Source organism: Halonotius pteroides (assembly GCF_003605635.1).
GTDB classification, from domain to species: Archaea; Halobacteriota; Halobacteria; order Halobacteriales; family Haloferacaceae; genus Halonotius; species Halonotius pteroides.
This window is the reverse complement of record NZ_QMDW01000019.1, coordinates 1-18306: the sequence shown is the minus strand read 5'-3', so window position 1 is coordinate 18306 and position 18306 is coordinate 1. Positions and strand designations below refer to the sequence as shown.

Genomic DNA, 18306 nt, shown 5'->3' with positions numbered 1-18306 from the left:
TATCTCCGGAAAGACGCCCCCCTTAGTTGGTGGTTTCGGCTTGGCTTTCAGCCGAATCGCCACCAGCGTCGCCCCCGCCGTCGGCTTCGACGCCAACGGCGGTTGCCTCCGCAGCGGGCTTCTCGCCTGGCGTTGTGGGTGTACTGCCGCGGGCGAGTGCGGTCGGGCCAGTCCGAGCGATCTCGATAATGCCGAACTGCCGGTAGGCGTCGAGGGCGTCCTCGATCTCGTTGTATTCGCCGGTCAGCTGGACGGTGATCGTTTCCGGGCCGGCATCCAGCGTTGTGCCATCGTACATCTCGGTGACCGCTTGCACCCTGTCGGGGTCGTCGCCGTTGACCTTCAGCAGGACGAGCTCCGAGCGAACCGGCCGGCCCTCAAGCTCGCCGACCGAGATGACCGGCTTGAGCTTGGCGAGCTGCTTTTTTGCCTGATCGATACCAGGTTCGGGTTCCTCGACAATGAGAGTGAGTCTGGCGTTGCCCTCGACGGTCGTCGGGCCGACCGTCAGGCTCTCGATGTTGAACTGCCGCCGCGAGAACAGCCCCGCTACGCGAGCCAACACACCGGGCTCGTGTTCGACCAGCGCGGAGATCATCGCGGTCTGTGTGTCGGGTTCGGCTTCGACCTCGGGGTCGATCCGAATCCCCTGGCTGTTGCGCCGACCATCCGGGTGTGGGCGTTCCTCCGGCGGTGGCCCTTGCAGGCCCTGTTGGTTCTCGCTCATAGCTGTTCCTCCGAGAGAGCGAATTTGCCATTTGGGGCGCCGCTTGCGACCATCGGGTAGACGTTGGCGTCGGGGTCGATATGGAAGTCGATGACCGAGGGGCCGTCGTATTCGAGGGCGGCCTCGACGCTGTCGGCAACTTCGTCGTAATCGTTGACGCGCCAGCCTTTCGCGCCGAAGGCCTCCGCGAGCTTGTCGAATTCGGGCATCCAGTTGTACTCGGAGGCCATGTGGCGGCCCTCGAAGAAGGCGTCCTGCCACTGTCGAACCATCCCGACGTACTCGTTGTTGAGGACGGCAACCGTGATATCGAGGTTTTCCCGAACCGCGACCGACAGCTCCTGGATCGTCATCAAAAAGGAGCCGTCGCCGTCGAAACAGACCACACCTTGATCGTCGTCAGCGGCGAACCGTGCGCCGATCGCACTGGGCAGCCCGTACCCCATCGTGCCGAGACCGTGGGAGGACACCCACGTTCGCGGCTCGGTGAACTCCCAGTACTGAGAGGCCCACATCTGATGTTGGCCGACACCGCTGGTGACGATGGTGTTGTCGTCGGTCGCCTCGTCGAAGGCCTCGACAACGAACTCCGGGCGCAGCGGGGCGTCCTTGTCGATCGAGTAATCCATCGGATACTCGTCTTTCCACGTCTGACACTGCTCGCGCCACTCGCGGGCGTCAGGCTCTCGATCCATCGCTTCGGTGAGTTGATCGAGCACCGTCCCCGCATCGCCGATACAGGGATAATCAGCGTGAATATTCTTGCTGATTTCGGCAGGGTCGATATCAATGTGGACGACCTCAGCCTCCGGCGCGAAGGTGTCGATACCGCCGGTCAGCCGGTCGTCAAAGCGGGTGCCGACGCCGATCAGGCAGTCGGTGTGGGTGATCGCCATGTTGGCGTACCCGGTTCCGTGCATGCCAGCCCACGAAAGACAGAGTTCGTCGTCCTCGGGGTAGGTTCCGATGCCCGGCATCGTCGTCACGACAGGGATGCCGTGTTCGCGCGCGAACTCGCGGGCGGTGTCGGTGGCTTCGGCCTTGATGACGCCGCCGCCGAGCAACAACAGCGGTTTTTCTGCGCGCTCGATCGTGCTGGCGGCCGCCGCAACACTCTCTTGATCGGCTGTCGTCGGCGGTTCGGAGCCGGCAGGAAGCGCTGGCTCACCCGGCTCAACGTCGGTTTCCTCGAAACTCACGTCCTTCGGAAGGTCGACAAGCGTCGGGCCAGGGCGGCCGGACTCCGCGAGCGCGAACGCCTCGCCGACGGTGTCGCCGATGCTGTCGGCGGAGGCCGCAAACCAGTTGTGCTTGGTGATCGGCATCGTGACGCCGGTGGTGTCGGTCTCTTGGAAGGCGTCGGAGCCGACCATATCGCTGGGGACTTGGCCGGTGAGGGCGACCATCGCGTCCGAATCCATGTTGGCGTCGGCGATGCCGGTAACGAGGTTGGTCGCGCCGGGGCCCGAGGTGGCCAGTGCGATGCCGGGCTCGTTGGCGACGACGCCGTAGGCGTCAGCCGCGTGGGCCGCGCCCTGCTCGTGAGCCATGGTGATGTGTTCGATATCGGAATCCCACAGCGCGTCGTAGACGGGCATGATCGCCCCGCCCTGAACGCCGAAAGCATGTTCCACGCCGCCGTTTTCGAGCGCGCGGACGATAGCTGTCGAGCCATCAGTGACGGGCGTGGCGTTGTCGTCGGCCTCGCTTGCCGCTTCGGCGGGCGGTTTCTCAGTTGTCGATTCCTCGTCGGCGTCGGGGTGTGATTTGGCTGTTTCGCTCATTGGCCTGCTGCTGTGGTCGGTCGGTCGCGTGCTGTGTGTGGTTGTGAATGCATGGTTTGCTGTCGGGTTTGTGTGAGTTCGACACCTACTAGGGGTGTGTATCGAACGCCGGGGGTAGGAGTAAAAGGTGGAGTCGGGGTTAGACCCCTACAATACCGCGTACGCCGACAGCACCGACTCGGTCGACCGACGCGCCGAGCGGGAGTTGCCGTGGCATCATATCCGTAGGAATGACACGGTTCATAATAATAGTTGCGTGTTCCCGGTGCCAGGCTTGTCATCGACCACGAGGATGCAGTTGCCCGCTCGGCTGGCTGGGGCTGCCGCTCACCGGCTGCAAACGAGCAGGGAACGGACATTAGACCCGTACCTCCTCTGAGTCGACCCCGCTGACACCGACCTCCTCGGCGAAGCGTGCGATTACGCTGTCGGTGACCTGCTCCTTCTCGGCCCCGAACTCCTTGACGAGTTTGGTGACCGCCCGCACCTCGGAATCGCTGGGCTCGTAGTTGAGCTCCTCTAACCGCTTCCGCACCGAGTGGGTGCCGGTGTGTTTGCCGAGGACGAACTCCCGGGAGGCCCCGACCATCTCGGGGGTCATCACGCCGGGTTCGAAGGTATCGGTGTTCTCCATGACGCCCGCGGCGTGGATGCCGCTCTCGTGGGCGAAGGCGTTGTCGCCGACGACGGCCTTATTCACCGGTATCGGGATCGTCGATTTCTCCTCGACGAGTTTCGCCAGCTCGGTGATCCGGGTCGTATCGATGTCCGTGTCAACGTCGTAGAGACTCTCGGCGGACATCACGACCTCCTCGAAGGCCGCGTTGCCCGCGCGTTCGCCGATGCCGTTGACCGAGACCTGTGCCTGGTGGGCACCGGCCTCGAAGCCGGACATCGCGTTAGCGGTCGCCAGCCCAAAGTCATCGTGGGTGTGGACGTCGATCCGGGCGTCGGTGTGTTCGCCGACGAGCCTGATGAGCTTCGCAAACCGTGAGGGGGTTGCGACGCCACAGGTGTCGGGGATGTTGATCCAGTCGACGCCGGCCTCGCTGACCGCCTCGACGACCTCGACGAGAAACGCCTCGTTGGTGCGAGTCGCATCCATCGGGGAGAACATGACCTCCAAGCCCGCATCGCGAACCTGCTCGACGCTTTTGACCGCGCGGGTGACCGCCTCCTCGCGGCTCGCATGCATCGAATCCTGGAGCTGCACGTCGCTCGTCGAAACGAAGACGTGTACCATGTCCACGCCAGCGTCGATCGCCGCCTGAACGTCCGTCTCGACAACGCGGGCAAGCCCGCAGGTCGTCGCATCGGTCGCCGCCGCGATGTCCGAGACGGCCTCGAACTCGGGGTCGGAGTTGACGGGGAACCCGGCTTCGATGACGTGGGTGCCCATCTCGTCGAGCAGCTCGGCGATGGCGCGTTTGTCGTTGTAATCAAACGAGGTGCGTGGTGACTGCTCGCCATCACGCAGCGTCGTGTCGAAAAGTCGTACTGACTCTAATTCGTCAGTGTTAGTCAATGTGCCCTCGAAGAACTCGATCCGCCGGGGAGTCCGACGTGTCCTCCGTGTCGTGGTAAGACATGTACCTGCACTAAGTGTCTACCCCAGTAATAAAGCCATCGCTCCTGAGTGAGTCGATCTCTGGACAGCGCGATCCACGGTAAAAATGGACGACGACGGCAAACGGCGTCGGAATACACCGACGACGCTGCTACCGGAACGATCGCCACCCTCGCGGGCGACCGCGGGCTACCTAATCGTCAGCCGGTGGTGCGACCTCTTGGGGCGACTCTTCGGCGTCGAGTTCCGGCTCCTCGGCGTCGGCAGCAGGTGTCTCTGTTTGTGCGTCAGCATCCTGTTCGGTGACGGCCTCTTCCCAGTCAATGTCCATGTCGACGTGGTGGCACATGACAACAGTTACCACGTCCTCAACAATTAAAAATCTTCGGGTAGATCGGCTCTACTCGGAGAAATCAGGGATGAATCGTCTCCTCACACCGTGACGGGGGTGCAGTAAACGGCTGCTTCTGCGGGTCGGTTGTGCGGGCACGCGAAACGAGGCCGGTGCGTGCAACGTGTGTTTTACGGTTGCGCTTGGCAATACCTTCGCTGATCAGCCCTGTGAACTGGGGTGGCCGCCGTCAGCAGCCCTGGGGGCTGGCGCACTCGCGGTTGGACTCGGCGCATCGACCATGCTCGATGTCTCAAAGGTGGCGATCTCATCGCGAAGGTCACCGGCTCGCTCCGAGAGGTCTTGTACCCTGTCTGTGACCTCAGCCAGCGAGGCTGCTTGCTCTTCGGTTGCTGCCGACACATCCGCGGCATCGCCCGCTGTCTCGTCGCTCAGCGTCACCGCCTCATCGACCATCGACGCGACCTCCGTTGATGACGCTGCCTGATCGTCAGTCGCACTGGAGATCTCGGCGATGCCACTCCCGGATTCCTCGATCTTGTCGGCGATCTCATCGAAGATGTCGATCGTCGCGTCGATCGTGTCGGCACCCTCGGCGACCTGTTCGGTCATCGTTTCGATTCCTGTCACCGTGTCATCGGTCACCGACTGCGCTTCGGCGATCTGCTGTTCGATATCGTCGGTTGCGTCGGAGGCTGCCTCAGCTAGCGATTTCACCTCGTTGGCAACGACCGCAAACCCTTCGCCGGCCTCGCCGGCTCGCGCCGCCTCGATTGAGGCGTTGAGCGCGAGTAGGTTTGTTTGATCGGCGATCTCGTCGATCATATCGACGATCGCGTCGATCTCTGCCATCTTTTCATCGAGTGTGTTCACCTGTGCGGCCACCGCCTCCGCCTGTTGTTCGATCGCATCGACCTGTGCTGTGGCGTCTGCGGCCCGTTCGCGACCGGTGTCGCTCAGATCGACCGCCTCCGCTGCTGTCGTCGACACCTCCTCGGCTGAGGAGGCGATCTCTTGGATTGTCGCCGACATATCGCTCATCTCGCCGGCAACGCTCTGGAGTTGCTCATTTTGGGTATCGCTTCGACGGGACACATCCTCGACCGAGCGGGCAACGCCCTCGCCTGCTGTTTCGATCTCAGTCACGCTTGTCGACACCTCCTCACTTGCCTCCGAGACGGCGACGCCAAACGATTGGATCTCCTCTACGGTGTCTTCCCACTGGTCGACCATGGCGTTAAACGAGGTCGCGATCTCAGCCATCGCTTCGTTGTCGACATCCGTATCGAGCCGTTGTGTCAGATCGCCCTGTGCGCAGGCTTCGATCACACTACCGTAGGAATCAGCCAACTGCGTGTTGAGCTCAGCCATGCGCTCACGCTGGGTTTCAGCCTGTTTTCGCTGCTTTTCTGCTTCCGCACGTTTCTGCTCAACAGTCTCCTTTGCCTGCTCAACTTCCGACATTTGTGCTTCGATTTCGTTGCGTGCGATCGCCAGTGATTGCCAGTTGACCAAAATTGCCACCGAGAGTAGACTGACGAAAAACGCATGAACACCTCCCCAGACAACCGGGTTCGCCATCGCCGCGGGATGATTGTAGACGGTAAACCACTCGATGAGCCCAAAGACGCTGTGTTGTGTAGCGACGTAGCCGATCGCAACCGCAAACGGAACCCAGTCCTCGTAGAGTGCGACAACGCCAACACCAACAAAGTAGAGAAAATGCGCTTCAATGAAGCCGCCGGTAAAGTATGCGAGTATCGCCGCGGTACTCATGAACGCAAACGACGCAAGTGAGGTTCGTACCCGTCGTGGTAACGATGAAACGATAGCGATTCCAAGGGGGATTGCAAGAAAGACGATGCCAGCGATTGAGTGCGTCAACGGGATGGCTGGCAACTCGGCTCCGGTCACCGACTCAACGCCGGTCAGACGGCTCACCCCGAATATAAAGGGTAGTTGCAATGCGATCGCAATGAGCACGTTCCGGTGACGGGTCTCAAAGGAGTCGTCTGTGATCCGGCTGCCATCCGGGGTATTGTTGATAAATCGCTGTAGCTTCCCACTGCTTTGGTTCCCAGTTTGAGCACCCATGGTATGAATACTTCAAATCTTGCGTAATAATCGTTTTGCATCGTTAAAAAACAATGAATATTCTATTTGAGAAGAATGTATATCTGAATCTATATAGAAATACCATACATACGTTCAACACAAACTATGGAAAATACGATCACAGTGGTCACGACCCAAGCAAATGAGCTTATACCGGAAGAATAGCGCCACAATTGGTATGTGGAGACGCTATCGACAGCCGATTGTCGCAAAAACCGATCTCCATGGGGTACAGTCGGCGTGTGGTTCTGTGTACTGTCGGCTTAGCGGCCGCTCAAAGACGGTTTTCAATACAGCATTCGTAGCGAAGGACGACGCGAGACGCTATGGACTGCTGGTAGATACTTAGGAGTCGGAGTAGGAATCCCAGATACGATATTGGTTGATTTCTACTCTTCAAAACGCAGTACGCGGTAATGGGTCAGGACGGATTTGAACGCGGGCGAGAGTCGTCGCTTCGCTCGACTCTCGCTGCTTCCCACTCGCTCACTTCGTTCGCTCGCGGGAACGTCGGCCTGCTCCTGGAGAATCGAGTAGTGCTATTCGATTGAGACAAAATCTCTACTACTGGTAAAACCATCAGTCTCCCCTGCGCAGTGAAACAACATCAGTGGTACCAGCAACAGAATACAGCCGATTCGGACGCAGATTAATCGGTGCTGCTCTTGAGCTATGTTCTAATGAAGAAGCCAAGCTTCAATGTCCGATCCAAGAAACGGTGAGGAGTTGATTCGCACCCTACTCAAACATAAACCATCCTGAGTCCGGGGATATAATTTTCCGAACCATCCTTTCGAATATACAGGATTTCATAGTGGATTGAGGGGATAGATATGCTCTCCTACTCAGCCCCTTGCTACGTCTTCTTTTTCGAGGTAAGACCGTATGATAGTCACTGAGGAAAATTCTCATAATTTGGTTCCAATGTCCGGTCTAGACTCTGGTGTATAGATAAATCCGCGCGTTAATTATGAGTAACCAGCGGACAGAGCAGAGTGCCATACGGTGAACGGAAGAATCCGCTTGATAGTAGACCGGTGTCATATATAACATACCCTACGCTGTCTGTGGATTCTGGGAGTTACAGTAATTTAGTGGGTCAGGACGGATTTGAACCGTCGGCCTGCTCCGTGTGAAGGAGCCGTCATAACCAGACTAGACCACCGACCCGACAATAGGAAGTCGCACTCGGTTGAACTTAAAAGCTTCTTTCGGGACTACTACCGTCCCAATAAAAACTGACAGCCTGAGATCCCGATCCGCCGCCCATTATTTAGGTCGGCCTAAATCGAAACATATACATTGGATTAGGCAAACCTAAAAATACGGTTGGCAACGGACACCCGCTTCCGTTGTGACCGCATCGTATCGCCTCCGTCGTGTTACCGACGGCATCGTTGGCATCATCCGCACCACGACGACCGCATCCTCCCGTCTGTCCCGTCGGTCGTCGCGGGGTTCTCTTCGACTGTGTGGCGAGTACTGATCAGCAATACTCAGTAGCTTGGCGACTCTTCTGGGATCTCATCGCGTGCATTGACCAGCCGCGCGAACGTAAACAGCGCGTCCGATAGCCGGTTGAGATACACCAACGCCTCGGCGTTGATCGGTTCGCTGTTGGCGAGTTCGACCGCCCGCCGTTCGGCGCGCCGGGTCACCGACCGAGCGTGATGGAGGGCTGCCCCGCTGTCACCCCCGCCCGGCAGGATGAACTCGGTGAGCGGTTCAAGCTCCTCGTCGGCGGTATCAATCCAGCCTTCGATCGCCTCGACGTGAGCCGCCTCGATCGAGGGATCGTCGGCTTCCGGCATTGAGAACTCCGCTTGGATGATATGGAGGTGATTTTGCACGCCGGCGAGCCAGTCGTCGACATCGTCGTAGCCGGTCGGTCGCGCCCGGCCGATCAACGAGTTGGCCTCGTCGACAACGCCGTAGGCCTCGATCCGGACGTTCGTTTTCGACACCCGGGAGCGATCCCGTAGATCCGTGAGCCCCTCGTCACCGCGGCCGGTGTAGATCGTCATGCGAGGCTCCGTTCGATGAAGCTGAGAATGTTTTCGCTTTCGGCCATCGTCACACCGTGTTCCTCGTCGGTAATGACAGGCACGCTTCGCTGCCCGCTGACGCGTTTGACCTCGTTGCGATCGGAGTGAAGCGGGTCGGTCCAGATCGTCTCGTAGTCGATCCCGTGGTCGGCGAGGGCATCGTGAACAGCCTCACAGTACGGACACCCATCGAGCGCGTACAGGGTAACCATACCCCGTATTTGGGTTCAGCGGGCAAGTAGCTTGGTGCCGCAGCCACGCCTCACGACCGAAACCCCGATATCGATCACGCGCTGATAGCCGGTATGCATGTCGTCGTCAACGCCGCGATGAGCGTCGATGGCAAACTCGCTTCCCATCGCCGTGAGCAACTCGCTATCAGCGGCCCCGAGGACTTCGACCGCGTCGACCGAATCCGTGCGGCCGCGGACGGCGTCATAGTCGGCGTCGGCACCGTGGTAGCTGACGATCCGCATCTCACGCTCGATGTGACTGACCGCCGCGTGCAGCGACAGCGACACGGCCGGCCGGGCAACCCGGCCCGCGTCGTCGCCGACTCGACGGCCCGAACCCCACTCGATGCCCGCATTCTTGACGACGAGGCGACGACCTACCTGCTTGTCTCCGAACAGACATCCGAGGAGCGACGAACCAAGCTGGCCGATGCCGGCGCGGAGGTCATCGTCGTCGGTGACGACCGCGTTGATCTCGCCGCCGGGATCGACCGCCTCGCCGATGAAGGGATCGAACGGCTGATGATCGAGGGCGGCGGCGAGCTCATCTTTTCAGCCTTCGACGCTGGGCTTGTGGACGAACTCTCTGTCTTTGTTGGCTCACAGCTCATCGGCGGTCGGGACGCGCCGACGCTGGCCGACGGCGACGGCTTCACCGAGGAGTTCCCCGTGCTCACGCTCGACGACATCGAGCAGTTGGACGACGGCGTGGTGTTGAAATACACGGTCGAGGCCTGAGCAGGCCGTCGAGCGGTGCGGTTGTGTGTGCTGTCAACATCGGCCCTTCATGCTTATATGTAGTGCTACCGAAGAAGATGGTATGAGTCAAGCAGCTACCGAGCCGATCCACGTGTCCGACAACGACCACTTCGAGGAACTGATTACGGATAATGAGGTTGCACTCGTCGACTACTACGCCGACTGGTGTGGCCCGTGTAAGATGCTGGCCCCGACTGTCGAAGAGCTGGCCGCCGAAACCGACGCCGCCGTCCTGAAGGTCGATATCGACGAGCTACAGGAACTGGCTGGCGAGAAGGGGGTTCGCAGCGTCCCGACCATCGAGTTCTACCACAACGGCGAGGCCGCCGACCGCGTTGTCGGCGTCCAGGATAAGGCCGATCTGCAAGCGGCGCTCGACGAACTGCGCGCGTGAGCGGCGGCGCGACGCCAGACCGGGTCGATCACTGATCGACGGCGACGGTCGCTGCGGAACCACCGGCTGCTCCTTGTTTTATGCTACCACACAGGTAGCGTCAGCCCCAGAACTGCCCGAACTGCCCACCGAGATACTCCGGCGTCAACCGTCGGAACTCTGTACGCTCCTGTTCGGAAAAAAACGGCGCGACCGACCGTGGCTTATCCGGGAGATACCGCTCGCCGACAAGGATCCGCACGCCGTGTTCCTCCGGTCCGCGCAACACCCGGCCGATCGCCTGCCGCACCTGGCGGACGGCTGGCACCGTCAGCGCGTAGTCAAAGGCGTTGTCGCGCCCGAACCGATCGCCGTAGGCGTGTCGTACCGCTTGCACGCGCGGCGAGCCGATGTTGACAAGCGGAATCCCAAAGACCGCACAGGTGTGTAACTCCTCGCCCTCGTAGTCGACGCCCTCGGTTAGCGTGCCGCGCGTGCTCGTTACCAACACCGCGTGATCGTCGTCGACAAACCCCTCGCGGAGCGCGTGGGTCACCTCGTGACTCGATGATTCATCGAGATAGACTGGTTTGTCGATCTCCTCGCGCAGCCGGCCCGCGGCCCACTTCGCCTCGGCGTAGTTGGGGTAACACAGCAGGATATTCCCGTGACTGCGGGCGATCTCGCGGGCGACGTACGCGTAGCGATCACGGGTCGCGTTGTCGGGGCCGGTCGGGTCGCCGCGATTGCGGGCGGTGAACGGTTCCACGTCGACGATCCAGCTTTCGCGGTTGGCGGCGGGGAACTGGAGATCATAGCTGCGGCGGTCAACGTGACGAGGTGGTCGGCTGTTGCTGTCGCCGGCCGTGCTGCTTCCATCTGCGACCGACGACAGCCCGCTGACCGCCTCGAATACATCTAGCGGTTCCAGCGTCGCGCTCATCAGGACGCCCCCGCCGAACCCATCGAGGATCTCGCCCACCTGCTCGGCTGGAATACAGTTGTACATCACCAGCGAGGCGTTGTAGGCGGTTCGCCACCCGGGGTCGAGACGCTCTCTGTCGGCGTCGGTCGGCTCCAGTGTGATCTCTCTGAAAAAGGCGGTGTGATCCCGCGTCCACCACTGGCCGAACCGCGCGCCGACGGCGGTACACACGCAGTCGCGATCGATCCCGAGTTGGCTGAGCGCGTCTTCGACCGCACCCCCGACCGTCCCGAGCGTTCGGAAGAACGCCCCGTCGTAGCCGGCCGTTTCAGCCCACTCGGTGAAGCTATCTCGCTCCTCGGTTTCCGGATCACGGAGCTCGAGTTCGACCCGCTCGTCCGGCAGATCGTCGGGATAGCCGGCGGCGTAGCCCTCAAACCGTTCGGTGAGTGCGTTGTCGACGTGGTCGTCCAGCCACGCGACCGCCTCGCGGTAGAATGTTTGGGCCTGTTCGACGGCTTCGTAGGGCACGTCGTGTTCGGCGAGGTGTTTCTCGATCAGTTCCTTGTTGTCGGGATGTTGGCTGGCACGATCCAGCAGTTCGCCGAGATCGCGCTGGGCCTGTGTGAGTGTCACCCGCCCAACCGTGTCGCTGACGAGATCGCGGACGCGCTCCTCGATCCGGTGGGCCTCATCGAGAATCACAAGTGTGCGCTCATCAAGGATCGGCTCGGTGAGGTTGCGCGTGCGACTATCAAAGAGGTGGTTGTAGTTGCCGATGACGACATCCGCGTGTTCCAACAGCACGCCCATCGCCCGGTGGGGACAGGTGCCGGCCTCGACCGACGCCGGGAGGAACTTATCGGCCGACAGCACGTGATCGACGCCCTGCTCGAAGCCGACGGGCGACCCCTTGTCGCGGGCGTACCAGTCGGCCTCGAACGGGCAGTACAGCGGTGTCGCCTCCCCGTCGGTCATCGATTCGGGCGCGGCCGGCTGAGCGGTGCCGTACGGCGCGCTCGCGCCGGCTGTTTCCAGTGGCGTGGTGTCGACATCCCCGCCGGACTGTTGGGCCGCGCGAAGATCCTGTTGGGCCGTCCGAACGAGTTCAAGCGCCCGCTCAGTATCCCACCACTGTTCGGTATCCTCACGGCCGGCGGTGAGGCGCGCTGCTGGCTTGGGGGCGTCAGTATCATCGCCGCTCCCGCCGGCAACGCTGCCCAGCAGTTGTGAGGCGATCGAGGACTGCGTTGTCGTCTCGCCCGCGCCGTCATTGTCGTCGTCGCGAATGAGGTCAGCTGTCGACTCTCGGAGCTCCTCACACCGATCGTGGACGCTCGCGTCGTCCGGGAACAGGTCTTCGCGGCCGTATGGGCAGAGATCGGTTTTGCCGACAAGGGCAACGCCGGCGAGTGGCTCCTCGATCCCGCGGTTGATGGTTCGTAGGTCGTCGATGAACTGCTGGCGCTGCTGTTTGACCGGTGTAGCGACGAAGATGTTATCGAAGCTGTCGGTTTCTCGCAACAGGGTTGCCGCCGCGGTCAACGCCGCCATCGTCTTCCCGGTGCCACAGGGGCCTTCCATGGCGAGATAGCCACGGTCGCCGACGGTCTCGATGGCCTGCTCGATGGCGTCGGCTTGGTTTTCGTACGGCGAGGAGAAGCCGAAATACGGCTCCCAGTTTCGATCTGACTCGCTGGTCACATCCGTGGTTGGGTGGTGATCAGGTTTAGACCCTTGTTCCCCGCTTAGCCACGCAGCGATGCAACCAGTTGATGCGGGAACGGATCGGTGGTGGTCAAAACGGTTAGTTCGGTTGCCCCGGTGTTGACGACAGCCGCGTTCTCGAAGTGGGACTCTATCTGCTGGCTGACCGAACTGTTGAACCTGAACCCATCGCGAACCGTTTTCAGCCGGAACCCATAGTACACGGTCATCGGGTACGCATCGTGATCCGGAGTCATCACGTCGGCGAAGAACCCGCCGATCACCCGGTCGCCAAACTCAGTTTTGAGCTGGTAGGCCGGTTGAATGATCTGCTTGGCGGTCATCATCCCACCGCCTTGGCGTCCGTCATGATCGAACGTTTTGCCGATCTCAAGGCCAGTCTTGATCGGCAACAGCCCAGCGTGGTGGGACAGCGGCGAACAGCGAACCCGGTTGCTGGCGACCTGGCAGTCATCCGGGACGCCGCCCTCGCCGAAGGCGATCGCTACTGGGTTTCTCTCACCGGTGTCATCCGGGGGCGAAGCGTCTGTCATATGTATATCGTTACAACTGACTGTTCATTATACTATCTTATGTTCAGTGACAGGTATTCGCCAGCAGACCGCGGTCGTACGCTGCTATCCACTCGGCTACCGAATAGCGCGTCGCAGAAAATACAACCGCCGACAGCCCCGGCTACAGGAAGTCGTCGATCGCTTCGGCAACTTCGCCCGGCGTGTCGGCGACCGGGACGCCGGCGTCGTTGAGCGCGGTGATCTTCGAGTCGGCGGTACCGGTACCGGAACCCGACACGATCGCGCCCGCGTGGCCCATCCGCTTGCCCGGCGGCGCGGTGCGGCCAGCGATGAAGCCCGCGACCGGTGTGTCCATGTTCTCGGCGATGTATTTCGCGGCCTGCTCCTCGTCCTCGCCGCCGATCTCCCCGCACATGGCGATGGCGTCGGTCTCGGGATCGGCCTCGAAGGCCTCCAGCGCGTCGATGAAGGAGGTGCCGATAATCGGGTCGCCGCCGATGCCGATCGCCGTTGTCTGGCCGATGCCGCGGTCGGTCAGATTCGAGACAACTTGGTAGGTCAGCGTCCCCGAGCGGGAGACGAGCCCGACGTTGCCGGCCTCAAAGATGTTGCCTGGCAGGATACCGAGTTTGGCTTCGCCCGGCGTGATGATCCCCGGGCAGTTCGGGCCGATCAGGTTCGTGTCGACCTCGGAGAGTCGCTTGTTCACCGTCGCCATGTCCTGGGTCGGAACCCCTTCGGTGATGGCGACGACGAGATCGAGGTTGGTGTCGAGGGCTTCGAAGACCGCGTCGCCGGCGAACGCCGGCGGGACGAAGACGACCGAGGCGGTGGCGTCCTCGGCGTCGACGGCCTCGTCGACGGTGTCGTAGACCGGAACGCCGGCGACCTCCTGGCCGCCTTTGCCCGGCACCGCGCCGGCGACGACGTTGGTGCCGTACGCCAGCATCTGCTCGGTGTGGAACTCCCCTTCGCCGCCGGTGATTCCCTGTACGACGACGCGGGTGTCCTCGTCAACGAAGACGCTCATTGAGCCACCTCCTCGGCGTTGGCAACGGCGCGTTGGACGGCGTCCTCAAGTGTCGCTTCGACCTGCACAAGGTCAGTGTTCAGGATTTCCATCCCCTCCTCGGCGTTGGTGCCAGCCAGTCGGACGACGACCGGTTTCGGGATCTCCTCGAAATCTTCGAGGGCTTCGTTGATCCCCTTCGCGACCTCGTCGCCGCGGGTAATCCCGCCGAAGATGTTGAACACGACGCTCTCGACGTTCTCGTCGGCAAAGACCATATCGAGGGCGTTGCCGATGCGATCGGCTTTCGCGCCGCCGCCAACATCGAGGAAGTTCGCGGGCGTGCCGCCGTAGTAGTCGACGAGATCGAGCGTTGCCATCACGAGGCCCGCGCCGTTGCCGATGATGCCCGTATTGCCGGAGAGGCGAACATAGTCAAAGCCGTACTCGCCGGCCTTGCGTTCGAGGTCGTTCTGGGAGGCGTCCTCCTCCATGTCGGCGAGATCGGGCTGCCGAAAGAGGGCGTCCTCGTCGATGTTCATGACCGCGTCGGCGGCGATCACGTCGTCGTCGCCTGTGATCATGACGGGGTTGATCTCGATGTCGCTGGCGTCGTTGGCCTCATAGAGCTCGTAGAGCGCAGAGAGAATCGACGACACGTCACGGGCGTACTCGGCGGGGACGCCGGCGTCGTAGACGACTTTGCGGGCCTGATACGGCTGGAGGCCGAAGGCGGGGTCGATGTGCTCTCGGGCGATGGCCTCTGGGTCATCCTCGGCGACGGCCTCGATGTCGACGCCGCCTTTCGTCGAGACCATGGCGACGGGTTCGCCCGCACCGCGATCCATCGTCACGCCGACGTAGTACTCGTCAACGAAGTCGACGCCCTGCTCGACGAGGACGCGGTCGACGGTGTAGCCTTTGAGATCCATTCCGAGGATTGACTCAGCGGCGTCGCGTGCTTCCTCCTCGCTGGTGGCGATCTTGATCCCGCCGGCCTTCCCGCGGCCGCCGACGTGTACCTGCGCTTTGATCGCTGCTGGGTAGCCGATCGTGGACACCGCATCGAGGACGCCCTCGACGCTGTCTGCGAGTTGGGACTCCGGCACCGGAATCCCGGCCTCCCCGAAGATGTCCTTCGCCTGATACTCATGCAGTCGCATACGTGTGTACGCGAGACGGACTGACGCTTAAATCCGCCCCTTTCGGCCGACTTGGGTGACAGCTTGAACCTCGACAGCTACGATCTGTTGACACGTGCCCGCCCGATCCCGAGTAGGCCAACGAGGGCTCCAACCCCGGTCAGCCCGACGCCGCCGGTAATGAATGGTTGGAGGGTAAAATCGTTGCAGCCGTCGGTGTAGCTGATAGTTAGCGAGTCGACATCGACCCCCTCCAGCGCGTAGCTTGGGTTGTGGTCGAAGCAGGCCGCCTCAGTCCCGCCGGCAGCCGGGCCGACGAGTACGGCCGTCAGCACCGCCACTGCGAGCCCAAGGGCGACACAAAGTACCCCGACGCGTTGCAGTCCCATGCTGGTCTCTGACACCGATGGCGTATATCGCTGGTGGGCGTCGCCGTCCTACCGGGGTGTCACGAAAAGGAAGGACTAATGTAATCGCCGGTTTGATATCCTAATGCAGTCCCGTGGTGTAGTGGCCAATCATGTGGGCCTTTGGAGCCTATGACGGCGGTTCGAATCCGCCCGGGACTATTCTGTTCGAACGAAATGAGAACGAATACTTACAGTGGATTTGATACCCAGAGGGCGAACGTAGCGAGTCCTCGCGGTTCGAATCCGCCCGGGACTACTTCTGCGAGCGATAGCGAGCGGTCATCTCCCGACGTGGATTTGGAACAGGGAGCAGCTTTGCTGCGACCGTGGTTCGAATCCGCCCGGGACTATTTTTGACAAATTATTGAGTAGTCGGTGGCGTTGCGTGAATTATACCATTCGTTCGGGCTGTTTGGGATACAACGGATGAAAAAAGACAGCCAATTCACACGTTAGCAGGCTAATAGACGGTGTTAACCGCGTTCGCAAGCTATTGGTGTGTGTACAGCTCGACGGCAACCCATCCGCCACTATTGTCAGTTTCAATTAATGAATCGGGATGAACTGTTGGTCGTTGTGATCGCCGTCGCGCTACTGGCGATTCCGGTTTCTGTGATCTCATACTCCGTTATTACAAACACGGCCGTCAGCGACCTCACCTATGAGACCGAGACTGGCTTTGCGGTCACGGTCACCGAAAGCAAGGCCGTCGAGTCGAAACCGGCCGTCGGCAACGACTCTTGGACGAGCGGCCCCCTCGAACTCAGCAGTGGCGGCCCGGCATCGGCCACCGTCAGCGACGATGCCTTCGACACCACACAGGTCGGTATCGAATCGGTCGACGCTACACGCAACCCCGTCACCGTCAATCGAAGCGACATGGCCCCGGTCACGCTGGATGGTCAGTTCGACCAGTTCACGACCTCCGGGGTTGATCTGACCGACGACCGCCCTGATTTCAGCTACCGGGCTCCCGAGCCGGTTACCGTCTCGGTCAACGGCGTCTCGTCCAACAACAGCGTTGCCGCCGTCGTTGACGACCGGGTTGTCGCCACCGACGCCGCCCCGAACCCGGGTGGGACAGCGACGTTTCAGGATCTTCCGAGCGGCCAACAGACGATTCGCGTGGCTGAGCTCCCCTCTGAGCTATCGATCCGGGATGTCACTGACGGCTCATTGATCGACGGCAGTGAGACCGCTGTGGCGCTCACACCTGTCGATTCCGGCGAGCCGATCACCCGGCAGACGACGCGTGATGGAACGATCAACATGACCGGCCTCCCGGCCAACACACGGTTTGCTGCTGAACTCACGTCGGATGGCGGCTACTACGACCGCCGCGTTCGGCTGCCTGCCCGGATCGACCAACAGCCGGCGTATCTGCTGCCAGCCGACGAGTCGGTGGCAGCCGTCACTCCACGGCTACAGCTGGCTGATCAAACTGGCCGATTCGGTGCGGAACGATCCGAACTCCGTCTTCAGCGGCCCGTGCCAACAGCCGCCGGCACCCAGTATCAGACCGTCGCCGGCGATATCCTCGGCGACGATGGGTTTCAGACCGCACTCAAGCGCAACCAGCAGTATCGCGTGGTGATCGTCGATCCGACCGCCCAGCAAACCCATGTCACCACTGTCACGCCTCGCCGGAGCGAACCGACCGCGCTGCCGATCGATCCGGTCGAATACACCACGACCGAATCGATCGCCGGCATCAACATCTCGACGGCGTACCGTCGCCCCGAGGGCGGCGACCAACTCGCGGTCAACCTCTCGAATGTGCGTGCCGCTGAGCTGACGCTCTCGGAAGCGGGCAATGCGTCGAATACAGTCTTAAATGGCTCCTACGGGCAAAACGTGACCGCGGATGTACCGGTGCCAGACGACACCACCAGCTCGAACTGGAACGCCGACTACGAGGCGACGAACACGAACGATGCGACGATCAGCGGCCAGCAGGCCATCCAGAATCCAACACGTCAGGAACGCCGAGAGGAGGTGGTGCGTGCAGTGCTGTCGATCTTCGCAGTCGTTGTTCTCGGCAGCGGTGCTATGCGAGTCGCTCCCTCAGCCGGTGGTGCGGTGGTCATCATTACCGCCGGCCTGCTCTGGGTCGCCGGTTGGATGCCACCGGAGGCCGGGCTTCCGTCGATCGGGGTCGGTGTAGTCGTCGGGGTGTTGGGCGTTATCTCTGGTTCTCGGCGATCGCTGTAGCCGACTGCCGTTCAGTAACTACCGCGTGTAGTATCAACGCTCATCCCGATACATTGTAACATAGGAGTTTCTCGAACCAATCTTCGGGTGAATTGAGCTTCAGTGCAAGGAAGTTGAGATATTTCTGCAGATGATGCTTCGAGACGCCTCTGAAATTCGCCAGCCACTGGCGAAGGAAGCTATGCCGGTTCTCACAGGTGTTCGTGTGAGCGTCACCGATGACGTAGGTATCGGAGTGGGTGACGGCCAGATGGCCGTTCACCCCCTCCTTTTCCTCGATATCTTCGTAGATCGTATAGCCATCCGTACAGAGAATCACACTGCCATCGCCGTAGGCTGCGATTTCTTCGTCGGCCTCCTGTAGATCCTTGCAGACGATGAATCGAACTCGTCCGTCAGACCGACGGACGA

16 protein-coding genes and 2 tRNA genes are annotated in these 18306 nt (G+C 61.2%); 4 read left to right on the top strand and 14 right to left on the bottom strand.

Going from position 1 to position 18306, the window contains the following annotated elements:
* Positions 1 to 22 precede the first annotated feature (22 nt).
* From ilvN to DP106_RS11635, 8 genes are all read right to left on the bottom strand, one after another.
* Positions 23 to 727 carry an acetolactate synthase small subunit gene (gene ilvN, locus DP106_RS11665; RefSeq protein WP_120085489.1) on the bottom strand — a complete coding sequence of 235 codons (705 nt, stop codon included), beginning with the start codon at positions 725 to 727 and terminating at the stop codon, positions 23 to 25.
* Positions 724 to 2511, bottom strand: a complete 1788-nt coding sequence (ilvB, locus tag DP106_RS11660; RefSeq protein WP_120085487.1) for a biosynthetic-type acetolactate synthase large subunit — start codon at positions 2509 to 2511, stop codon at positions 724 to 726. The genes ilvN and ilvB overlap by 4 nt, the downstream gene beginning before the upstream one ends.
* 358 nt (positions 2512 to 2869) lie before the next feature.
* Positions 2870 to 4057: a LeuA family protein gene (locus DP106_RS11655; protein ID WP_120085485.1), complete on the bottom strand. Its 1188-nt coding sequence runs from the start codon at positions 4055 to 4057 to the stop codon at positions 2870 to 2872.
* Positions 4058 to 4271: 214 nt separating this feature from the next.
* Positions 4272 to 4427, bottom strand: a complete 156-nt coding sequence (locus DP106_RS15900; RefSeq protein ID WP_165857882.1) for a hypothetical protein — start codon at positions 4425 to 4427, stop codon at positions 4272 to 4274.
* A gap of 204 nt (positions 4428 to 4631) precedes the next feature.
* Positions 4632 to 6524, bottom strand: coding sequence for a methyl-accepting chemotaxis protein (locus DP106_RS11650; protein WP_120085483.1), 1893 nt, complete (start codon positions 6522 to 6524; stop codon positions 4632 to 4634).
* Positions 6525 to 7640: 1116 nt separating this feature from the next.
* Positions 7641 to 7715: transfer RNA gene (locus tag DP106_RS11645), tRNA-Val, on the bottom strand.
* A gap of 326 nt (positions 7716 to 8041) precedes the next feature.
* Positions 8042 to 8569 carry a cob(I)yrinic acid a,c-diamide adenosyltransferase gene (locus DP106_RS11640; RefSeq protein ID WP_120085481.1) on the bottom strand — a complete coding sequence of 176 codons (528 nt, stop codon included), beginning with the start codon at positions 8567 to 8569 and terminating at the stop codon, positions 8042 to 8044.
* Positions 8566 to 8802, bottom strand: coding sequence for a glutaredoxin family protein (locus DP106_RS11635; RefSeq protein WP_120085479.1), 237 nt, complete (start codon positions 8800 to 8802; stop codon positions 8566 to 8568). The genes DP106_RS11640 and DP106_RS11635 overlap by 4 nt, the downstream gene beginning before the upstream one ends.
* 93 nt (positions 8803 to 8895) lie before the next feature.
* Between DP106_RS11635 and DP106_RS11630 the strand changes: the two genes are divergently transcribed.
* Together DP106_RS11630 and trxA are read left to right on the top strand one after the other, a co-directional pair.
* Positions 8896 to 9561, top strand: coding sequence for a 2,5-diamino-6-(ribosylamino)-4(3H)-pyrimidinone 5'-phosphate reductase (locus DP106_RS11630; RefSeq protein WP_120085477.1), 666 nt, complete (start codon positions 8896 to 8898; stop codon positions 9559 to 9561).
* Between the two features lie 82 nt (positions 9562 to 9643).
* Positions 9644 to 9976 (top strand): thioredoxin, encoded by a 333-nt coding sequence (gene trxA, locus DP106_RS11625; protein WP_120085475.1) that lies wholly within the window; start codon positions 9644 to 9646, stop codon positions 9974 to 9976.
* Between the two features lie 100 nt (positions 9977 to 10076).
* On the opposite strand, the gene DP106_RS11620 is transcribed toward trxA, so the two are convergent.
* The 5 genes from DP106_RS11620 to DP106_RS11600 form a co-directional block, all read right to left on the bottom strand.
* Complete coding sequence (locus tag DP106_RS11620) at positions 10077 to 12584, bottom strand: ATP-dependent DNA helicase (RefSeq protein ID WP_120085474.1); 2508 nt, start codon at positions 12582 to 12584, stop codon at positions 10077 to 10079.
* Positions 12585 to 12628: 44 nt separating this feature from the next.
* Entirely contained in the window at positions 12629 to 13141 is a 513-nt protein-coding gene (locus DP106_RS11615) for a hypothetical protein (protein WP_120085472.1), read from the bottom strand.
* 142 nt (positions 13142 to 13283) lie between these two features.
* Positions 13284 to 14153 (bottom strand): succinate--CoA ligase subunit alpha, encoded by an 870-nt coding sequence (gene sucD / locus DP106_RS11610; protein WP_120085470.1) that lies wholly within the window; start codon positions 14151 to 14153, stop codon positions 13284 to 13286.
* Positions 14150 to 15295 (bottom strand): ADP-forming succinate--CoA ligase subunit beta, encoded by a 1146-nt coding sequence (gene sucC, locus DP106_RS11605; RefSeq protein WP_120085468.1) that lies wholly within the window; start codon positions 15293 to 15295, stop codon positions 14150 to 14152. The genes sucD and sucC overlap by 4 nt, the downstream gene beginning before the upstream one ends.
* 77 nt (positions 15296 to 15372) lie before the next feature.
* On the bottom strand, positions 15373 to 15663 hold the full coding sequence (locus DP106_RS11600) for a hypothetical protein (protein ID WP_120085467.1): 291 nt from the start codon (positions 15661 to 15663) through the stop codon (positions 15373 to 15375).
* A gap of 107 nt (positions 15664 to 15770) precedes the next feature.
* Here DP106_RS11600 and DP106_RS11595 point away from each other — a divergent pair.
* Together DP106_RS11595 and DP106_RS11590 are read left to right on the top strand one after the other, a co-directional pair.
* A tRNA-Gln gene (locus tag DP106_RS11595) sits at positions 15771 to 15843 on the top strand.
* Between the two features lie 390 nt (positions 15844 to 16233).
* Positions 16234 to 17895 (top strand): hypothetical protein, encoded by a 1662-nt coding sequence (locus tag DP106_RS11590; protein ID WP_120085465.1) that lies wholly within the window; start codon positions 16234 to 16236, stop codon positions 17893 to 17895.
* A 40-nt stretch (positions 17896 to 17935) separates the two neighbouring features.
* Here the strand turns inward: DP106_RS11590 and DP106_RS11585 are convergent.
* Positions 17936 to 18306, bottom strand: a 371-nt coding sequence (locus tag DP106_RS11585; RefSeq protein ID WP_165857881.1) for a transposase, incomplete at its 5' end; no start/stop codon positions are given.